This is a genomic window from Ancylobacter sp. (genome assembly GCF_965249975.1).
GTDB lineage: Bacteria > Pseudomonadota > Alphaproteobacteria > Rhizobiales > Xanthobacteraceae > Ancylobacter.
This window is the reverse complement of record NZ_CBDFNE010000015.1, coordinates 392,211-409,639: the sequence shown is the minus strand read 5'-3', so window position 1 is coordinate 409,639 and position 17,429 is coordinate 392,211. Positions and strand designations below refer to the sequence as shown.

15 protein-coding genes are annotated in these 17,429 nt (G+C 68.7%); 5 read left to right on the top strand and 10 right to left on the bottom strand.

Going from position 1 to position 17,429, the window contains the following annotated elements:
* Window positions 1-3 precede the first annotated feature (3 nt).
* From gnd to ACP2AH_RS12660, 7 genes are all read right to left on the bottom strand, one after another.
* Window positions 4-1,011: a phosphogluconate dehydrogenase (NAD(+)-dependent, decarboxylating) gene (gene gnd, locus ACP2AH_RS12690; protein ID WP_425106114.1), complete on the bottom strand. Its 1,008-nt coding sequence runs from the start codon at window positions 1,009-1,011 to the stop codon at window positions 4-6.
* A gap of 142 nt (window positions 1,012-1,153) precedes the next feature.
* Window positions 1,154-2,980 carry a monovalent cation:proton antiporter-2 (CPA2) family protein gene (locus tag ACP2AH_RS12685; protein WP_425106113.1) on the bottom strand — a complete coding sequence of 609 codons (1,827 nt, stop codon included), beginning with the start codon at window positions 2,978-2,980 and terminating at the stop codon, window positions 1,154-1,156.
* Window positions 2,981-3,221: 241 nt separating this feature from the next.
* A complete protein-coding gene (locus ACP2AH_RS12680; protein ID WP_425106112.1) occupies window positions 3,222-3,509 on the bottom strand; it encodes a formate dehydrogenase subunit delta in 288 nt (95 codons plus the stop codon).
* The gene (gene fdhD, locus ACP2AH_RS12675) at window positions 3,499-4,347 is read right to left on the bottom strand and encodes a formate dehydrogenase accessory sulfurtransferase FdhD (RefSeq protein ID WP_425106111.1); all 849 of its coding nucleotides are present in this window, start codon (window positions 4,345-4,347) and stop codon (window positions 3,499-3,501) included. Before fdhD ends, ACP2AH_RS12680 begins: the two co-directional genes overlap by 11 nt.
* A gap of 16 nt (window positions 4,348-4,363) precedes the next feature.
* A complete protein-coding gene (gene fdhF / locus ACP2AH_RS12670) occupies window positions 4,364-7,219 on the bottom strand; it encodes a formate dehydrogenase subunit alpha (RefSeq protein ID WP_425106110.1) in 2,856 nt (951 codons plus the stop codon).
* A 12-nt stretch (window positions 7,220-7,231) separates the two neighbouring features.
* On the bottom strand, window positions 7,232-8,791 hold the full coding sequence (locus ACP2AH_RS12665) for a formate dehydrogenase beta subunit (protein WP_425106109.1): 1,560 nt from the start codon (window positions 8,789-8,791) through the stop codon (window positions 7,232-7,234).
* Window positions 8,788-9,261 (bottom strand): formate dehydrogenase subunit gamma, encoded by a 474-nt coding sequence (locus ACP2AH_RS12660; protein WP_244380283.1) that lies wholly within the window; start codon window positions 9,259-9,261, stop codon window positions 8,788-8,790. Before ACP2AH_RS12660 ends, ACP2AH_RS12665 begins: the two co-directional genes overlap by 4 nt.
* Before the next feature lie 262 nt (window positions 9,262-9,523).
* Between ACP2AH_RS12660 and ACP2AH_RS12655 the strand changes: the two genes are divergently transcribed.
* From ACP2AH_RS12655 to ACP2AH_RS12640, 4 genes are all read left to right on the top strand, one after another.
* Complete coding sequence (locus tag ACP2AH_RS12655) at window positions 9,524-11,056, top strand: YifB family Mg chelatase-like AAA ATPase (RefSeq protein WP_425106108.1); 1,533 nt, start codon at window positions 9,524-9,526, stop codon at window positions 11,054-11,056.
* Window positions 11,057-11,289: 233 nt separating this feature from the next.
* Window positions 11,290-12,336, top strand: a complete 1,047-nt coding sequence (locus ACP2AH_RS12650; RefSeq protein WP_425106107.1) for a GNAT family N-acetyltransferase — start codon at window positions 11,290-11,292, stop codon at window positions 12,334-12,336.
* Window positions 12,337-12,651: 315 nt separating this feature from the next.
* A complete protein-coding gene (locus tag ACP2AH_RS12645) occupies window positions 12,652-13,074 on the top strand; it encodes an Hsp20 family protein (protein ID WP_307018637.1) in 423 nt (140 codons plus the stop codon).
* A gap of 47 nt (window positions 13,075-13,121) precedes the next feature.
* Window positions 13,122-13,406, top strand: coding sequence for a DUF1150 family protein (locus ACP2AH_RS12640; RefSeq protein ID WP_018388532.1), 285 nt, complete (start codon window positions 13,122-13,124; stop codon window positions 13,404-13,406).
* An 82-nt stretch (window positions 13,407-13,488) separates the two neighbouring features.
* Here the strand turns inward: ACP2AH_RS12640 and gshB are convergent, their stop codons facing one another.
* The 3 genes from gshB to rsmI form a co-directional block, all read right to left on the bottom strand.
* Window positions 13,489-14,430 carry a glutathione synthase gene (gene gshB, locus ACP2AH_RS12635; protein WP_425106106.1) on the bottom strand — a complete coding sequence of 314 codons (942 nt, stop codon included), beginning with the start codon at window positions 14,428-14,430 and terminating at the stop codon, window positions 13,489-13,491.
* Between the two features lie 115 nt (window positions 14,431-14,545).
* The gene (locus tag ACP2AH_RS12630) at window positions 14,546-14,950 is read right to left on the bottom strand and encodes a YraN family protein (protein WP_425106105.1); all 405 of its coding nucleotides are present in this window, start codon (window positions 14,948-14,950) and stop codon (window positions 14,546-14,548) included.
* A complete protein-coding gene (gene rsmI, locus ACP2AH_RS12625; protein ID WP_425106104.1) occupies window positions 14,943-15,866 on the bottom strand; it encodes a 16S rRNA (cytidine(1402)-2'-O)-methyltransferase in 924 nt (307 codons plus the stop codon). Before rsmI ends, ACP2AH_RS12630 begins: the two co-directional genes overlap by 8 nt.
* 215 nt (window positions 15,867-16,081) lie before the next feature.
* Here rsmI and ACP2AH_RS12620 point away from each other — a divergent pair, with 215 nt between their 5' ends.
* Window positions 16,082-17,284, top strand: coding sequence for a penicillin-binding protein activator (locus ACP2AH_RS12620; RefSeq protein WP_425106103.1), 1,203 nt, complete (start codon window positions 16,082-16,084; stop codon window positions 17,282-17,284).
* Window positions 17,285-17,429: the final 145 nt, after the last annotated feature.

Here is a 17,429-nt window from a genome sequence, read left to right as displayed (position 1 = left end):
CGCTCACTTGGTCTTGAATTCGGTGTGGCCGCCGAACTGGAAGCGCATCGCCGACAGAAGCTTCTCGCCGAAGGTGTGGTCCTGGCGCGAGCGGAAGCGGGTGTAAAGCGCGGCGGACAGCACCTCGGCGGACACCGCTTCCTCGATCGCCGCCATCACCGTCCAGCGCCCCTCGCCGGAATCGGCGACCTCGCCGGGGAAATCGCTGAGAGTCTCATCCTTGGTGAGGGCGATGGCGGAGAGATCGAGCAGCCAGGACGACACCACCGAGCCGCGACGCCACACCTCGGCGACATCGGCCATGTCGAGGGTGAAGCGCTCATTCTCCGGCAGGTCGGTGGAGTTCTTCTTCTTCAGGATCTCGAAGCCTTCGGCATAGGCCTGCATCAGCCCGTATTCGATGCCGTTATGCACCATCTTGACGAAATGGCCGGAGCCGGCCGGGCCACAATGCATGTAGCCATGCTCGACGCGGGCATCGCGGTCCTCGCGGCCGGGGGTGCGGGGAATGTCGCCAAGTCCCGGGGCGAGGGCGGAGAAGATCGGGTCGAGCCGGTCCACCGCTTCCTTCGGGCCGCCGATCATCATGCAATAGCCGCGCTCCAGGCCCCACACGCCGCCTGACGTGCCGACATCGATATAGTGCAGGCCCTTGGGCTCCAGCTCGGCAGCGCGGCGAATGTCGTCCTTGTAGAAGGTATTGCCGCCATCGATGATGACATCGCCCGGCGCCAGCAGGCCGGTCAGGGTGGCGATCGTGCTCTCGGTCGGGCCACCGGCGGGCAGCATCACCCAGATCGCGCGCGGGGCGTCGAGCTTGGCGACGAGATCGGCGAGATCGGCGGCGGGCCGGTTGCCTTCGCCGCCCAGCTCCGTCACGGCGGCTTCGTTGCGGTCCCACACCACGCAGTCATGACCGGCCTTGGTGAGGCGGCGCGCGATATTTCCACCCATGCGGCCGAGGCCGATGATTCCGAGCTGCATCTGCTTTTCTCCCCGATACGACGCCACCCGCCCGCTCGTGCCGCGGCTGCGGAGCCGGCGCCCGCTGCATTCAAGCCGAATGTCTAGGCCAAGCCTATGCCGACCATGCGACAATTGGAACGGGTGGGGTGCGAAAGCGCCGGCATCCTCGCAGCGGCGCGTTCACATCTCAGGATGAGAACTCGGTCTCGTGCTTGAGCACGTCCTCCGCCTCCGGATTGAGCGGGCGAGCGGGGCGCTCGGGCGCGACCAGCGGCTCGGGCTCGAGCGGCAGCGGCCCGCGATCCTCGCCTTCGGCCAGCTGCCGGCGCAGCCGTTCCAGGTCGCGCTGGCGCACATCGGCCACGGTCGCCTGCGCGGTGGCGGCATCGATGCCATTGGCGCGCAGCGCGGCTTCACCGAAAGCGAGGGCCGATTCGAAGGTCTCGCGGATCTCGAAATCCACCCCGCGCCCGCGCAGCGCCACCGCATGGGTGCGGTCATAGGCGCGGGCGTGCAGGCGCACATCGGGCATGTTCTGGCGGATGATCTCGACGATACGGTCGGTGGTCTCGCGCCGGTCGACGCAGACGGCGACCACCCGCGCCCGCTCGGCGCCAGCGGCGCGCAGCACGTCGAGCCGCGTGCCGTCGCCATAGAAGATGCGGAAGCCGAAGCGGCCGGCGTTCTGGATCATCTCGACATCATTGTCGATGATTGTCACCTCCAGCCCGCGCGCCAGCAGGCACTGCGACACGATCTGGCCGAAGCGACCGAAGCCGACCACCAGCACCGAGCCATGCGCGTCGCTGAAATCCTCGTCCGGCAAGGTCGCGCGGCGGTCGAGCCGGCGGGCAAGCTGCTCGCCGAGCAGCGCCACCGGGGGCCCGAGCAGCATGGTCATGGCGGCACAGGCCACAAGCATGTCCGACTGGCGCGAATCGATCAGCCCCAGGCTGAGCGCGAGCGGAAACAGCACGAAGGAGAATTCACCCGCCGGCGTCAGCACGGAGGCCGAGCGCACGGCGTCGGCGCGCGTGCTGTCGGAAAAGCGGAACACCGCCCACACCGACACCGCCTTCACCAACGTCACCATCAGCGTGCCGACGATGAGCAGGGGCGCGTTGGCGAGCACCACGTCGAGATTCATCGACATGCCCACGCCCATGAAGAACAGGGCGATCAGCAGGCCGCGAAAGGCTTCGATATTGGCTTCCAGCTCATGGCGGAAATTGGATTCGGAGAGCATGACGCCGGCGAGGAACGCGCCCAGCGCCATCGACATGCCCGCCGCCGCCATCAGCGCGCCGGCGCCGAGGACGACGAGGAGCGCGGCGGCCGTCATCACCTCCCGGGCGCCGGAATGGGCGAGGATGCGGAACACGAGTGGCAACAGATAGCGGCCGGCACCGACGATAAACAGCATCGCCCCGAGGATGATCGCCACATGCTCGGCCGAATCGAGGAAGCTGTGCTCCTCATGCGCGCCCTGCCCGAGAAAGGGCAGAAGGGCGAGCAGCGGCACGATCGCCATGTCCTGGAACAGCAGCACGCCGAAGGCCCGCTGGCCATAGGGCTGGGCGAGGCCGCTCTTCTCTTCGAGCAGTTGCAGCGCGATGGAGGTGGCCGACAGCGCCAGTGCCATGCCGGCGACCAGCGCCCCGCGCCAGTCGAAATCGCGGGCGGCATAATGGCTGAGCACGGCGATGGCGGCGCCGCTGAACAGAAGCTGCGCGGTGCCGAGGCCGAAGATCGCCCGTCGCAGCGCCAGCAGCCGCGAGAATTGCAGTTCCAGCCCGATGATGAACAGCAGCAGCACCACGCCGATTTCGGCGACGGTGATGATCCGTTCGGGATCGTTGAAGGCGCCGAGGCCCGAAGGTCCGATAGCGACACCGGCCAGCAGATAGCCCACGATCGGCGAGAGGCCGAGCCGGCGCGCGACCGGAACGGCGATGACGGCGGCGGCGAGGAAGACCAGCGCCCCGATCAGAAATCCGTGGCCGTCTGCATGCATGGACCCGCCATCCTCCGCGCCTTCGCCCGCCCCACAGTAGAGGATCGGATGACGCGCGCCGATGGCGGAAGCGTGATGGAAAGGCGAAGATTCGGCGCTGAACCCGGCCATTCGCACGAAATCATGCGGCGGAAAACCGCCCCGGGCACATGACCTAAGGGAAGGCACCGGCGCGAGAGCCCCGACATGACGAGGCCGGCAGCGCCTCGCGGCGTGCCGGCCCCGTGTAAAGCCGCAGGCCTCAGTGGTGATGCGCGGTCGGGCCGGGAATGTCCTGGGTCGGGCGCGGGAGAGGGATGCTGTCGCGGGAGACCGGCGGCAGCGACTTCAGCGCCTCGAGCACATGCGGGGCAAGGCCCTCGCCACCGGCGGCGATGTGGTCCTCGATGCGCGCGCGCATGCGCGGATCCCAAAAGTCCTTGATATGCTTGGCGACGCCCTTCACGGCCTTCTCATAGCCCTGCGGCTCGAAGAACTTGCCGATCTGGTTCGCCATATAGACCAGACGTTCCATCGTGTTAGCCGACATGGGCGATCCGCTCCTTCTCTGCCCCGTCCAGCACGATGCGATGGGGGTGGGTAAAAACTTCAAATCCATCGTCGCGGGCGATGGCGACGAGGGTGATGCCGGCCTTCTCCGCCGTGCGGACGGCGAGAGCGGTCGGGGCCGACACCGCCACCAGCACCGAGGCGCCGAGCATGGCGGTCTTCTGCACCATCTCGATCGACACCCGGCTGGTGAGCAACACCAACCCGCCACCGGCCTCCTGGTCGTTGCGAACCAGATGGCCGACGAGCTTGTCGAGCGCGTTGTGGCGCCCGACATCCTCGCGTACCGCCACAAGCCCGGCGTCCGGCTCCCAGAACGCGGCCGCATGCACGGCACGGGTCTGGTGGTTCAGCGTCTGCGCTGGGGGCAGGGCGGCCACGGCGCGGGAAATCTCCGCGGCGGTGAACCGTCGACCCTCCGGCACGGTGCGGGCGGGCTTCACCGCCAGCTCCAGACTCTCCACCCCGCACAGACCGCACCCCGTGGGACCGGCGATCTGGCGGCGGCGGGCGACCTGTTCGCCGGCGCGGGCGGCGGTGAGCCAGAGGCGAACCTCGACGCCGCTGACGCCGTCCTCCTCGCCGAATTCGAGCGTCTCGATCTGCTCGACATCGGCGAGGCTTTCGATGACGCCCTCGGTCAGGCTGAAGCCATAGCCGAAATCCTCGAGATCGGCCGGCGTCGCCATCATCACGGCATAGGTGGAGCCGTTATGGACGATGGCGACGGGCGTCTCTTCGGGGATCGCCCGCTCGCCCGCCGTCACACCCGTGGAGGTGACGGCGCGGCGCGCAACGCGGGCGACCGGCGGGATCATGACCGCGAGGCCCCGCTCACTCCGCCGCCACCGCGATGCGGCGGCTCTGGCGGGTGAACTCGTCATAGTCTTCCTGCCACTCGGACGGGCCGTTCGAGCGGGCGATCTGCACCGCCGTCACCTTGAACTCAGGGCAGTTGGTGGCCCAGTCCGAGAAGTCGGTGGTGACGACATTCGCCTGCGTCGTCGGGTGGTGGAAGGTGGTGTAGACGACGCCCGGCGCCACGCGATCGGTGATCTGCGCGCGCAGGGTGGTGGAGCCGGCGCGGCTGTCGATGCGCACCCAGTCACCGTCGCGCACGCCACGCTGCTCGGCGTCGTGCGGGTGGATTTCCAGCACGTCCTCGGGATGCCAGGCCACGTTCTCGGTGCGGCGGGTCTGCGCGCCGACATTGTAGTGGCTGAGGATGCGGCCGGTGGTGAGCAGCAGCGGGAAGCGCGGGCCCGAACGCTCGTCGGTCGGCACATATTCGGTGACGACGAACTTGCCCTTGCCGCGCGCGAAGCCGCCAATGTGCATGATCGGCATGCCCTCGGGATTGGCGTCGTTGCAGGGCCACTGCACCGAGCCCATCTCGTCCAGCTTCTTGAACGACACGCCGGCGAAGCTCGGGGTGAGCGCGGCGATCTCGTCCATGATCTGGGCGGGGTGGCTGTAGTTCCAGTCCAGGCCGATGGCGCGGGCGAGCATCTGGGTGACTTCCCAGTCGCCATAGCCATTCTTCGGCGCCATCACCTTGCGCACGAGCTGGATGCGGCGCTCGGCATTGGTGAAGGTACCGTCCTTCTCAAGGAAGGTGCAGCCCGGCAGGAACACATGCGCGTAGGCGGCGGTCTCGTTCAGGAACAGGTCCTGCACGATCACCAGCTCCATCGCCGCGAGGCCGGAGGCGACGTGATGCGTGTCGGGGTCGGACTGCAGAATGTCCTCGCCCTGGATGTAGATCGCCTTGAAGGTTCCGTCGACGGCCGCGTCCAGCATGTTGGGAATGCGGAGGCCCGGCTCGGGATCGAGCGGGCGGCCCCACATCGCCTCGAAGGTGGCGCGGGTGGCGTCGTCGGAGATGTGGCGATAGCCCGGCAGCTCATGCGGGAACGAGCCCATGTCGCACGAGCCCTGCACGTTGTTCTGGCCGCGCAGCGGGTTCACGCCGACACCGCGGCGGCCGATATTGCCGGTCGCCATGGCGAGGTTGGCGATCGCCATCACCGTGGTCGAGCCCTGCGAGTGCTCGGTGACGCCGAGGCCGTAATAGATCGCCGCATTGCCGCCGGTGGCGTAGAGCCGGGCCGCGCCGCGGATCTGCTCGGCCGGCACGCCGGAGAGCTTCTCGACTTCCTCGGGCGAGTGACGCGCATCGGCGACGAACTCGGCCCAGTCCTGGAATTCCTCCCAGTCGCAGAACTGGCGGACATATTCCTCGTTCACCAGCCCCTCGGTCACGACGACATGGGCGAGCGAGGTGACGATGGCGACGTTGGTGCCCGGCTGCAGCGGCAGGTGGAAATCCGCCTTGATGTGGGGCGAACGCACGAGGTCGATGCGGCGCGGATCGATGACGATCAGCTTCGCGCCCTCGCGCAGGCGCTTCTTCATGCGCGAGCCGAACACCGGATGGCCGTCGGTCGGGTTGGCGCCGATCACCAGGATGACATCGGAATCCTCGACCGAGTCGAAGTCCTGCGTGCCCGCCGAGGTGCCGAAGGCCTGGTTCAGGCCGTAACCGGTCGGCGAATGGCAGACGCGGGCGCAGGTGTCGACATTGTTGGTGCCGAAGCCGGCGCGGATGATCTTCTGGACGAGATAGGCTTCCTCATTGGTGCAGCGCGAGGAGGTGATGCCGCCGACCGACTTGCGGCCATAGGTGTCCTGGATGCGCTTCAGCTCGGAGGCGGTGTAGGCGATCGCCTCCTCCCAGGAGACTTCGCGCCACGGCTCGGTGACCTTGGAGCGGATCATCGGCTTGAGGATGCGGTCCTGGTGCATGGCATAGCCCCAGGCGAAGCGGCCCTTGACGCAGCTATGGCCGCGATTGGCCTTGCCATCCTTCCACGGCACCATGCGCACCACTTCCTGGCCGCGCATTTCCGCCTTGAAGGTACAGCCGACGCCGCAATAGGCGCAGGTCGTCACCACCGAATGCTCGGGCGTGCCGATGTCGATGAGGCGCTTCTCGGAAAGGGTCGCGGTCGGGCAGGCCTGCACGCAGGCGCCGCAGGACACGCATTCCGAGGTGAGGAAGGCTTCCGACTGGCCGGGGGAGACGCGGCTGTCGAAGCCACGGCCGGAAATGGTCAGCGCGAAGGTGCCCTGCACTTCCTCGCAGGCGCGCACGCAGCGATTGCAGACGATGCACTTGGCCGGATCATAGGTGAAGTACGGGTTCGACTCGTCCTTCGGCATGGCCAGCTCGGACGAGGGGGCGAAGTGGTTCGCGCCCTCCATGCCGTAGCGCACTTCGCGCAGGCCGACCGCGCCGGCCATGTCCTGCAGTTCGCAATCGCCATTGGCGGCGCAGGTCAGGCAGTCCAGCGGGTGGTCGGAGATATAAAGCTCCATCACCCCCTTGCGCAGCTGGGCGAGCCGCGGGGTCTGGGTGTGGACCTTGATGCCCGGCGCCACCGGCGTGGTGCAGGAGGCCGGGGTACCGTTGCGGCCCTCGATCTCGATCAGGCAGAGACGGCAGGAGCCGAAGGCTTCCAGCGAATCGGTGGCGCAGAGCTTGGGGATCTGCGTCCCCATCTCCATCGCCGCGCGCATGATGGACGTGCCTTCCGGCACGGTCACTTCCATGCCGTCGATGGTGAGGGTCACCATCTTGTCGGTCTTCGGAGCCGGCGTACCGTAGTCGATCTCATGGATGAGAGACATGATGCGTCCTCCTCACTCGGCGGCTTCGAGGCGGCGCGGGGGTGCGCCGAATTCCTCGGGGAAATGGTTCAGCGCACTCAGCACCGGATAGGGGGTAAACCCACCAAGGGCGCAAAGCGATCCAAGCTTCATCGTCTGGCAGAGGTCGGTGAGCGTGGCGAGATTGGCCTCGACGCGCTCGCCGGCAATGATCTTGTCCATCAGCTCGACGCCGCGCGTCGAGCCGATGCGGCAGGGCGTGCACTTGCCGCAGCTTTCCACGGAGCAGAACTCCATGGCGAAGCGCGCCATCTTGGCGAGGTCCGCGCTCTCGTCGAACACGACGATGCCGCCATGGCCGATCAGCGCGTCCTTGGCCGCGAACGCCTCGTAGTCGAAGGGCAGGTCGAACTGCCAGGTCGGCACATAGGCGCCGAGCGGACCGCCGACCTGCGCGGCCTTCACCGGCTTGCCGGTGGCGGTGCCGCCGCCAATGTCGTTGATCAGCTCGCCGAGCGTGATGCCGAAGGCGGTTTCGAACAGGCCGCCGAACTTCACATTGCCGGCGATCTGGATCGGCATCGTGCCGCGCGAGCGGCCCATGCCGAAATTGGCGTAGAACTCGCCGCCATCGGCCAGGATGTGCGGCACGGCGGTGAGCGAGAGCACGTTGTTGATGACGGTCGGCTTCTGGAACAGGCCCTTATGCGCCGGCAGCGGCGGCTTGGCGCGCACCGTGCCGCGCTTGCCTTCCAGGCTGTCGAGCAGGGCGGTTTCCTCGCCGCACACATAGGCGCCGGCGCCCATGCGCACTTCCATGTCGAAGCTGTAGGCCGAGCCGGCGATGTTGACGCCGAGCATGCCATGGGCGCGCGCCACCTCGATCGCCTTCTCCATCGCCCAGATGGCGTGGGGATATTCGGACCGGGTGTAGACATAGCCCTTGGTGGCGCCCACCGCGATGCCGGCGATGGTCATGCCCTCGATCAGCTCGAAGGGGTCGCCTTCCATGATCATGCGGTCGGCGAAGGTGCCGCTGTCGCCCTCGTCGGCGTTGCAGACGATGTATTTGCGGTCGCCCTTGGCGTCGGCCACGGTCTTCCACTTGATCGCGGTCGGGAAGCCGGCGCCGCCGCGCCCGCGCAGGCCTGAGGTCTTCACTTCCTCGATGATGCCTGCCGGGCCCAGCGTCAGCGCCCGCTCCAGCCCGCGATAGCCGCCATGGGCGCGGTAATCCTCGTAAGAAGCCGGGTCGATGATGCCGCAGCGGGCGAAGGTGAGCCGGGTCTGCTTGGCGAGGAAGGGGTGCTCCTCCGGCTTGCCGATACGCAGCGCATGGTCGCCGCCGGTGAGGAAGCCGGCCGCGAACAGGCCCTCGACATCGCCAGCCTCGACAGGGCCATAAGCGATGCGGCCCTCGGGGGTCACGACCTCGATCATCGGCTCGAGCCAGAGCATGCCGCGCGAGCCGTTACGCACGATCTCGACCGGCTGGCGCGCCGAAACGGCGGCGGCGGCGATCGCCTCGGCCACCTCGTCGGCGCCGCAGGCGATGGCGCAGGCATCCTTGGGAACGTAGATGCGAATGGTCACGACTGGGCCTCCTCGATCAGGGCGTCGAGCCGGCGCTCGTTGAGCCGGGCAACGATCCGGCCGTCCAGCATGGCGGAGGGCGCGGTCGCGCACAGGCCGAGGCAGTAGATGGGCTCAACGGTCACGCGGCCATCGGCCGTGGTCTCGCCGAGCTTGCAGCCGAGCCGGTGCTCGGCATGTTCGGCCAGCGCGTCGCCGCCCGCCGCCTGGCAGGCTTCGGCGCGGCACAGCTTCAGCACATGGCGGCCGGCGGGCTCGTGGCGGAAGTCATGATAGAAGGTGACGACGCCGTGCACTTCGGCGCGCGAGACGTTCAGCTTCTCGGCCAGCATGGGTACGACGGCGTCGGGTACGTGGCCGAACGTCTCCTGCACCGCGTGGAGCATCGGCATCAGCGGGCCTTCCAGATGAGAAAACTCATCGATGACCGCGCGGGCGCGCTCGTCGCTCCAGGGTTCGTAATGCGGCATTTCTCCCGTAGCCTTCTTTTAGAATTTTCCGAAGGTAAGGATGGTACGCGGCGAAACTGAAATCAATTCAGGTGTTCCGTGCCACGATAGAATTTCTCTATCATCAATCAGGCGGGTAGGCGCTTAACGTTCTGTTCATGTTCCGCCTTGTTTGTTCCCTTATTGTTCTTGACGTTCCCGTCCTGGGCCGTATTCTGCCACCAGCGGGTGCGGAAAGGCGGCGCCCCGACGTGCATTGCCGGATCTCCTGGGAGAGGGTGCGATGGTCCAGCGCGTGGCGACGGTGGCGTTCGAAGGGGTGGAGACCCGCCCCGTCGATGTTCAAGTTCAGGTGAGCCCGGGCCTGCCGGCCTTCAATCTCGTCGGCCTGGCCGACAAGGCGGTCACCGAAGCGAAGGAGCGGGTGCGCGCCGCCCTCACCGCCTCCGGCCTTGCGCTTCCCGCCCGCCGCATCACCGTCAACCTCGCCCCCGCCGACCTGCCGAAGGAAGGCAGCCATTACGACCTGCCGATCGCCCTCGGCTTGATGGCGGCGATCGGCGCCATCGGCCCGGACGCGCTGGAAGGCTTCACCGTGGTCGGCGAACTCGCGCTCGACGGGCGCATCGCCGCCGTCTCCGGCGTGCTGCCGGCGGCCATCGGCGCCAATGCGCGCGGCCACGGGCTCATCTGCCCGGAAGCCTGCGGGCCGGAAGCGGCCTGGGCGAGCCCGGACATGGCGGTGCTGGCGCCGCACTCGCTGATCCAGCTGGTCAATCACTTCGCCGGCCGCCAACTCCTCAGCCGTCCGGAGCCGCGGCTGGAGGCGGGATCCGCCCAGCTGCCCGATCTCGCCGATGTGAAGGGCCAGGAAACGGCCCGGCGGGCGCTGGAGATTGCCGCCGCCGGACGCCACAATCTTCTGCTCAGCGGCCCGCCCGGCGCCGGCAAGTCCATGCTGGCGCAGCGCCTGCCCTCGCTGCTGCCGCCGCTCACCCCCTCGGAGCTGCTGGAAGTGTCGATGGTCGCCTCGGTGGCCGGCACGCTGCAGGGCGGGGCGCTGACCAGCCGGCGCCCGTTCCGCGCCCCGCACCATTCCGCCAGTATGGCGGCGATGGTGGGCGGGGGGATGCGGGCGCGGCCGGGCGAGGTGTCGCTGGCGCATAATGGCGTGCTGTTCCTCGATGAATTGCCGGAATTCGCCCCCGCCGTGCTCGATTCGCTGCGCCAGCCGCTGGAAACCGGCGAGGCGGTCATCGCTCGCGCCAATCACCGCATCTCCTATCCCGCCCGCTTCCAGCTGATCGCGGCGATGAACCCCTGCCGCTGCGGCCGCGCGGGCGAGCCGGGGCAGAGCTGCCGGCGCGGGCCGCGCTGTGCGGCGGAATATCAGGCGCGCCTCTCCGGCCCGTTCCTCGACCGGGTCGACCTGCATCTCGACGTGCCGGCCGTCGCGGCGGTCGATCTCGTGCGCCCCGGCCCCTCCGAGCCCAGCGCGGCCGTGGCGCGGCGGGTGGCGCAGGCGCGCGTGCTCCAGCGGGAGCGCTTCCTGGCGCTCGGCCGGCCTGACCTGTTCACCAATGCCGAGGCGACAGGCCCGATCCTCGAAGAGATCGCCACGCCCGACGCCGCCGGCACGGCGCTGCTGGCAGACGCGGCCAAGCTGATGCGGCTCTCCGCCCGCGGCTATCACCGGGTGCTGCGGGTGGCGCGCACCCTCGCCGATCTCGCCGGAGCGCAGACGGTCGGCCGGGGTCATCTGGCCGAGGCCTTGGCCTACCGCGCCGCGGCCGACCGCCACGCCGCCGCCGCCTGACGGAGAAGGCGAGCGGAGGTCGGCCCGGGGCATTTGGCGTGTGTCGCCGCCCAGGCGGGTCACGACACGGGGCCAGCAATCATCGCCGCCCCGCTGGCGCAGCCGCGTCGACACGACGGCTCGGCCTCTGCCACCCCGGCGCGACTTAAGGGCCCCCGTCTGTCACATGACCGTCCGAGAAATGTGATTCCTGTCACAAAACGCTATAGTGAAGGCAGCGTGGGGGATCGGACATGACGCAGCTGTTCGCCGAAGGGACTGTCGAGACACCGCCCGCCTCGCGCTTTGCCGCCCCGCTCAACGCTCCCGGCCTCTCGGCGCTGCGCAGCTTCTTTGCCCCTCGAACGGCCCTGCCCGGCGCGGCACCGTTGCGGCTGGTGCCGGCGGCGCTCACCCCCTCCCGCCTGATGCCGGCCTTGCGCTCCTATTCCGGCGTCCGCCATCGCGGCAGCCGTGGCGAGCCCGGCCCGGCGACATTGGGGCGCATCGGTACGCTGGAAGTGCGGCTCGCGGTGACGGCGGCGGATGTGCGCCGCGCCCAGCGGCTGCGCTACGAAGTGTTCTACGAGGAAATGTCGGCGACCCCCGCCGCCGCCATGCGGCTCGCCCGGCGCGATGTCGACGCCTTTGACGGCATTTGCGATCACCTTCTCGTGCTCGACCATGACTCCTGCCGCATGGTGCGCGGCAAGCGCGTGCCGCGCGTCGTCGGCACCTACCGCCTGCTGCGGCAGGAGATCGCCGACCGGCACAATGGTTTCTACACGGCGAGCGAGTTCGACATCGCCCCGCTGCTGGCGCGCCACCCGCACCGCCGCTTCCTCGAACTCGGCCGCTCTTGCGTGCTCTCATCCTACCGCACCAAGCGCACGGTGGAGCTGCTCTGGCACGGCATCTGGGCCTATGTGCGCCGCCACGGCATCGACGTGATGTTCGGCTGCGCCAGCCTGGAGGGCTGCGACCCGCAGGCACTCGCCCGTCCGCTGGCCTTCCTGCACCATTTCGCGCCGACCGATCCGGAATGGGCGGCGCAGGCGCTGCCGCAACATGCCGCGCCGATGGACCTTGTTTCGGTGGAGGCGCTGGACGCCAAGGCGGCGCTGCTGGCGCTGCCGCCGCTCATCAAGGGCTATCTGCGCCTCGGCGCGCAGATCGGGCGCGGCGCGGTGATCGATCGCCAGTTCGGCACCACCGATGTGCTGATCGTGCTGCCGGTGGAGAAGATCAACCCGCGCTATCTCGACCATTTCGGCGTCAATGGCGAGCGCCACGCCGCCTGAGCGCGGCACGGAGAGCCCATCGCCTCGCCCCTCTTGAAGCCCCGCTGAACACCTGTTCGGCCGAAAGGCTCCAAGCGTTTGTTCCAGCGTATTTGTCTTGCCGCGAACCGGAATCCACGGCGCGCGAGAAGGCTGGAGGTCGCGGCGCGGCCATCGCCCGGCGCAGCCGGCTGCGCCTTCTGCATTCCCCCTGCGACTCTCCACGCATGTCCGGCGTCTTGCGCAGTGACCGGCACGCGCCCATATCGCTTCCCAACGGGATGCCTTCACCGGGTCCCATCACACAAAGTCGCTTCAGACGAGGACTTTGGGAGCATGTCGCGTATTCCCTCGCTGTCGAGCCCCTTCCTGCTCGGCTTTGACGAGGTCGAGCGGGCGCTCGACCGTGTCATGAAAGGTTCCGACGGGTACCCGCCCTACAATATCGAGCGGGTGGCCACGCCGGATCAGCCGGAAAAACTCCGCATCACCCTGGCCGTCGCGGGCTTCACCCGCGAGCAGCTCGATGTGACGGTGGAGGAGAAGGAACTCGTCATCCGCGGCCGCCAGAGCGAAGAGCCCGGGCGGGTCTTTCTTCACCGGGGCATCGCCGCCCGCCAGTTCCAGCGCGTCTTCGTGCTGGCCGAAGGCATGAAGGTGATCGGCGCCGAACTGAAGAACGGCCTGCTCTGCGTCGAATTGGTGCGGCCGGAACCGGAACGCGTCGTCCGGCGTATCACCATTGCGACGGATGAGTGACGACGTCCCCCAGGCGGTCTCGACTGTACGCAGAGGAGTAGCCGATCATGACCAATGAATTTCACATCGACCCCGCTTCCGCCGGTTCGGCGCTCGCTGGCGCTCTTACCGCGGAAGACTTCGCCAATCTCGGCGGCGGGCACATCGCCTATCTGCGCACCATCCGTTCGGAAGAGGCGGCGGAAATGTTCCCGCAGGCCCATCTCTCGCCCGGTCTCGTGCTGTTCACCCTGCATGCCGCCGACGGCACGCCGATCATGCTGACCGACAGCCGGGAAGCGGCGATCGCCAACGCGATGCAGAACGAATTGGTGACGCTCAGCGTCCACTGAGCCGCTCAAGCCCGCGGCTTGAAACGCGACGGCACCGTCCCCTGGGGCGGTGCCGTTTTCGTTTGAGCCGGTCGGCCCGGCCTCAGCGGCGCTTGGCCTCGATCATGTCCCACACCGTCACCGCGATGTCCGGCCCGCCAATGCGCTTGATGGCGCGAATGCCGGTGGGGGCGGTGACGTTGATCTCGGTGAGATGGCCGTCGATCACGTCGATACCGGTAAGCAGCAGCCCACGCGCCCGCAGCGCCGGGCCCAGCCGCTCGCAGATCTCGCGTTCGCGGGGCGTCAGGTCGGTTTCCGCCGCCGCCCCGCCGCGCACCATGTTGGAGCGCAGATCGCCCTCGCTCGGCACCCGGTTCACCGCGCCGGCGAACACGCCGTCGACCAGAATGATGCGCTTGTCGCCGTGCTTCACCTCGGGGAGGAAGCGCTGCACCACCCAGGGCTCGCGGAAGGTGGTGGCGAACAGATCATAGAGCGAGCCGAAATTCAGGTCGTCGCGGGTGAGCCGGAACACCGAGGCGCCGCCATGGCCATAGAGCGGCTTCATCACGATGTCGCCGAATTCGTCGCGGAACGCCTTGATCTCGTTGAGGTCGCGGGTGATCAGCGTCGGCGGCATCAGGTCCGGGAATTCGGTGACGAAGATTTTCTCCGGCGCGTTGCGCACATGGGCCGGGTCGTTCACCACCAGCGTCTTCGGGTGAATGCGCTCCAGCAGATGCGTGGCGGTGATGTAGCTCATGTCGAAGGGCGGGTCCTGCCGCATCAGGATCACGTCGAACGTGTCGAGCCGCACCCGCCGCGCCTCGCCAAGCGTGTAGTGGTCGCCCTTCACATCGCGCACCTCCAGCGGGTGCACGGTGGCGAACACCTCGCCATCGCGCATCGCCATGCGGTCGGGCGTGTAATAGGCAAGCGCGTGGCCGCGCGCCTGGGCTTCCAGCATCAGGGCGAAGGCGGAATCGCCGGTAATGTTGATGCGGTCGATCGGGTCCATCTGGACGGCGACGTTGAGGCTCATGGGAGTTCCGTCTGCGACAGGAGGGAGCCGGCCGGCGGCAGTCTTGCCCGGCGGCATTTTCATCTCCCTGTTTAGTCGCTCGCGCGTCGCCGCGCCACGGCCTCGTGCCCCGCGCTCATTCCGCCTCGAACGCGCCCGGCAGATGCAGCGGCGGCGCGCCGGGCGCGACGAGAACCACGTCGAGCCGCTGGTCGAGAGTGGCGAGTTCAGGATGGCGCGCGAGATAGATTTCCGCCGCGCCGACGATCCGCCGGCGCTGGCGCGGCAGGATCGATTCGGCTGCGAAACGTAAGCAGGCGCGGGCCTTCACCTCGATGAAGACGACGAGATCGCCGCGCCGCGCCACCAGGTCAATCTCGCCGCGCGGGGTGCGGGCGCGCCGGTCCAGAATGACGAAGCCTTCGGCCTCGAACAGGGCGGCGGCGGCGGCTTCCGCCGCCATGCCTCGGGTGAAGGCGGCCTGGCGGCGTTGCAGCGCCCGCGCGCGCCCCGCATCCGCCGGCGCGCCGCCGTCAGCCATCGCCGCCCTGCAGGGCCAGCGCACGGGCATAGACGGCGCGGCGCGGAAGCCCGGTCGCGGTCGCCACCGCCGCCGCCGCGTCCTTCACCGAAAGGCTGGCCAAGGCCGCTTTCAGCGCGGCGTCGAGATCGGCCTCGCTGGATTCCTCCGCCAAGGGCGGGCCGATCACCAGCACGATCTCGCCCTTGGGTGGGCCGGCCTCGGCGTAATGGGCGGCGAGCGCGTCCAGCGTGCCGCGCCGTGCCTCCTCGAAGGTCTTGGTAAGTTCCCGGCACACCGCCGCCGGGCGCGGGCCGAGCCCATCCGCAAGGTCGGCGAGGCTGTCGGGCAGGCGCGGGCCGCTCTCATAAAGGATCAGCGTCGCCGGCAGCGTCTTCAATTCGCTGATGCGGGTGCGGCGGGCGCCGCTTTTCGCCGGCAGGAACCCCTCGAAGAAGAAGCGGTCGGTCGGCAGGCCGGCGGCCACCAGCGCGGCAAGGCTCGCGGAAGCACCCGGCAGCGGAATCACCCGGTGCCCGGCCTCGATGGCGGCCGCCACCAGCTTGTAGCCGGGGTCGGAGACCAGCGGCGTGCCGGCATCCGACACCTGCGCCACCACCCCGCCTTCCGCGAGCCGGGCGAGCAGGCGCGGTCGGGCCTGTTCGGCATTGTGGTCGTGATAGGCCACGAGTTTCGTTTCGATACCGTAACGTTCCAGCAGCCGACGGGTGACGCGGGTGTCCTCGCAGGCGATGAGGTCGGCACCGGCAAGGGTTTCCAGTGCGCGCAGGGTCACGTCGCCGAGATTGCCGATCGGCGTGGCGACAATGTAGAGCCCGGGCTGCGGGCGCGTGGCGGGCAGGCTGTGCGCGCCGATGCGGAAGCTGCGCGGCGCGGTGGTCTCAGACGGAGCGGAGGTAGCGGGAGAAAGGGTCATGCGCGCATTGTAGAGAGCCGCGCGGCCCGCGTCATGCGCCGCGTGCCGGACCGGCGCGGCCCGCGCTGGCGCAGAAAGACGGCCGAACGCGTGGATATTTAACGCTTTCGCGCCTCCGGCCCTGCGGAGAAGGTGACAGCGCGAGTCCCGCCGTCCTAAAAAGGTGGGCGACGTCGGCCAGGGTGGCAGGCGCACAGCCGAGCCGAACGCACCGCATGAACGCTAGGGATACGGCCGCGATCCGCACAGGCCTCGCCCGGACGAGCCGGCGCGGCTTTCTCCTCATGGCGGGCGCGGCGGGACTGGCCGCCTGCTCCTCCGGGCCGGATATGGGGGCGCCCCAGGCGGCGCTGCCGCTGCCGGAAGCGCCGCCGGCCGCCAATCCCGCCCTCGGCACCGGCACCCCCATCGGCCTCATCCTGCCGCTCGGCGCCAGCGGCAATGCCGGCGCGGTGGCCATCTCGCTGCGCAACGCCGCGGAAATGGCGCTGTCGGAATTTTCCGGCGCCCGCATAAGGCTCATCGTCAAGGATGATGGCGGCACCGGGCCGGGAGCACAGGCCGCCGCCAGCCAGGCGCTGGACGAGGGCGCCCGCGCGCTCATCGGGCCGCTCTTCGCCCATTCCGTCGCCGCCGCCGGACAGGTAGCACGCCAGCGCGGCGTGCCGCTGGTCGGCTTTTCCACCGATACCAATGTGGCGACGCAGGGGGTCTATCTCCTCAGCTTCCTGCCGCAGACCGATGTGGAACGGGTGATCCGCTACGCCGCCTCCCAGGGCCGGCGCTCCTATGTCGGGCTGGTGCCGGACAATGCCTATGGCTCGGTGGTCGAGGCGGCCTTCCGCGAAACCGTGCCTGTGGTCGGCGGGCGCGTGGTCGGGCTGGAACGCTACGCCTCGGGCCAGGCGGCAGAAGCCGCGCGCCGGCTCGCCGGCTCGATGGCGCAGGCGGACGCCGTGTTCCTCCCCGACGCTGCCGATACCGTGCCGCAGATCGTGCAGGCACTGTCGGGCTCGGGCGCCAGCCTCGCCGGCAAGCAGCTCATCGGCACCGGCCTGTGGGACGATGCCAAGCTGTTCGCCAATCCCGCGATGAATGGCGGAATCTTCGCCGCGCCGGACACGGCCGGCTTCCGCGCCTTCGCCGCCCGCTACCGCGCCCGCTTCGGCAGCGAGCCGGTGCGCACCACCACGCTCTCGCATGATGCGGTGTCGCTGATGGCAGCGCTCGTCAACTCCTATGGCGAGAACGGCATTACCGATGCGGCGATCCAGAACCCCTCGGGCTTTTCCGGCGTCGACGGCATTTTCCGCTTCCGCGCCGACGGCACCAATCAGCGCGGTTTGGCGGTGATGCAGATTTCCGGAGGGACCTCGCAGATCGTCAGCCCCGCCCCCCGCAGCTTCGCGCAGGGGTGAGGGGCACCCTCTCACGAGAGAACCGCGTCATCCCAAGGTGCGAGCGAAGCGAGCCTCGAAGGATGGTTCCTTCGGACCTGCCCTAACGAGCATCCTTCGAGGCTTGGCCTTTGGCCAAGCACCTCAGGATGACGGCCATCTGAGC

Bases quoted from the DNA above. Each gene is read 5' to 3' on its own strand.
- ACP2AH_RS12680 (WP_425106112.1), bottom strand. From the start codon at position 3,509: ATGTCGGCTAACACGATGGAACGTCTGGTCTATATGGCGAACCAGATC.
- fdhD (WP_425106111.1), bottom strand. From the start codon at position 4,347: ATGATCCCGCCGGTCGCCCGCGTTGCGCGCCGCGCCGTCACCTCCACG.
- ACP2AH_RS12630 (WP_425106105.1), bottom strand. From the start codon at position 14,950: ATGGCTGACGGCGGCGCGCCGGCGGATGCGGGGCGCGCGCGGGCGCTG.
- gshB (WP_425106106.1), bottom strand. From the start codon at position 14,430: ATGAGCCTCAACGTCGCCGTCCAGATGGACCCGATCGACCGCATCAAC.
- ACP2AH_RS12660 (WP_244380283.1), bottom strand. From the start codon at position 9,261: ATGCCGCATTACGAACCCTGGAGCGACGAGCGCGCCCGCGCGGTCATC.
- ACP2AH_RS12655 (WP_425106108.1), top strand. From the start codon at position 9,524: ATGGTCCAGCGCGTGGCGACGGTGGCGTTCGAAGGGGTGGAGACCCGC.
- ACP2AH_RS12620 (WP_425106103.1), top strand. From the start codon at position 16,082: ATGAACGCTAGGGATACGGCCGCGATCCGCACAGGCCTCGCCCGGACG.
- rsmI (WP_425106104.1), bottom strand. From the start codon at position 15,866: ATGACCCTTTCTCCCGCTACCTCCGCTCCGTCTGAGACCACCGCGCCG.
- fdhF (WP_425106110.1), bottom strand. From the start codon at position 7,219: ATGTCTCTCATCCATGAGATCGACTACGGTACGCCGGCTCCGAAGACC.
- ACP2AH_RS12640 (WP_018388532.1), top strand. From the start codon at position 13,122: ATGACCAATGAATTTCACATCGACCCCGCTTCCGCCGGTTCGGCGCTC.
- ACP2AH_RS12685 (WP_425106113.1), bottom strand. From the start codon at position 2,980: ATGCATGCAGACGGCCACGGATTTCTGATCGGGGCGCTGGTCTTCCTC.
- ACP2AH_RS12650 (WP_425106107.1), top strand. From the start codon at position 11,290: ATGACGCAGCTGTTCGCCGAAGGGACTGTCGAGACACCGCCCGCCTCG.
- ACP2AH_RS12645 (WP_307018637.1), top strand. From the start codon at position 12,652: ATGTCGCGTATTCCCTCGCTGTCGAGCCCCTTCCTGCTCGGCTTTGAC.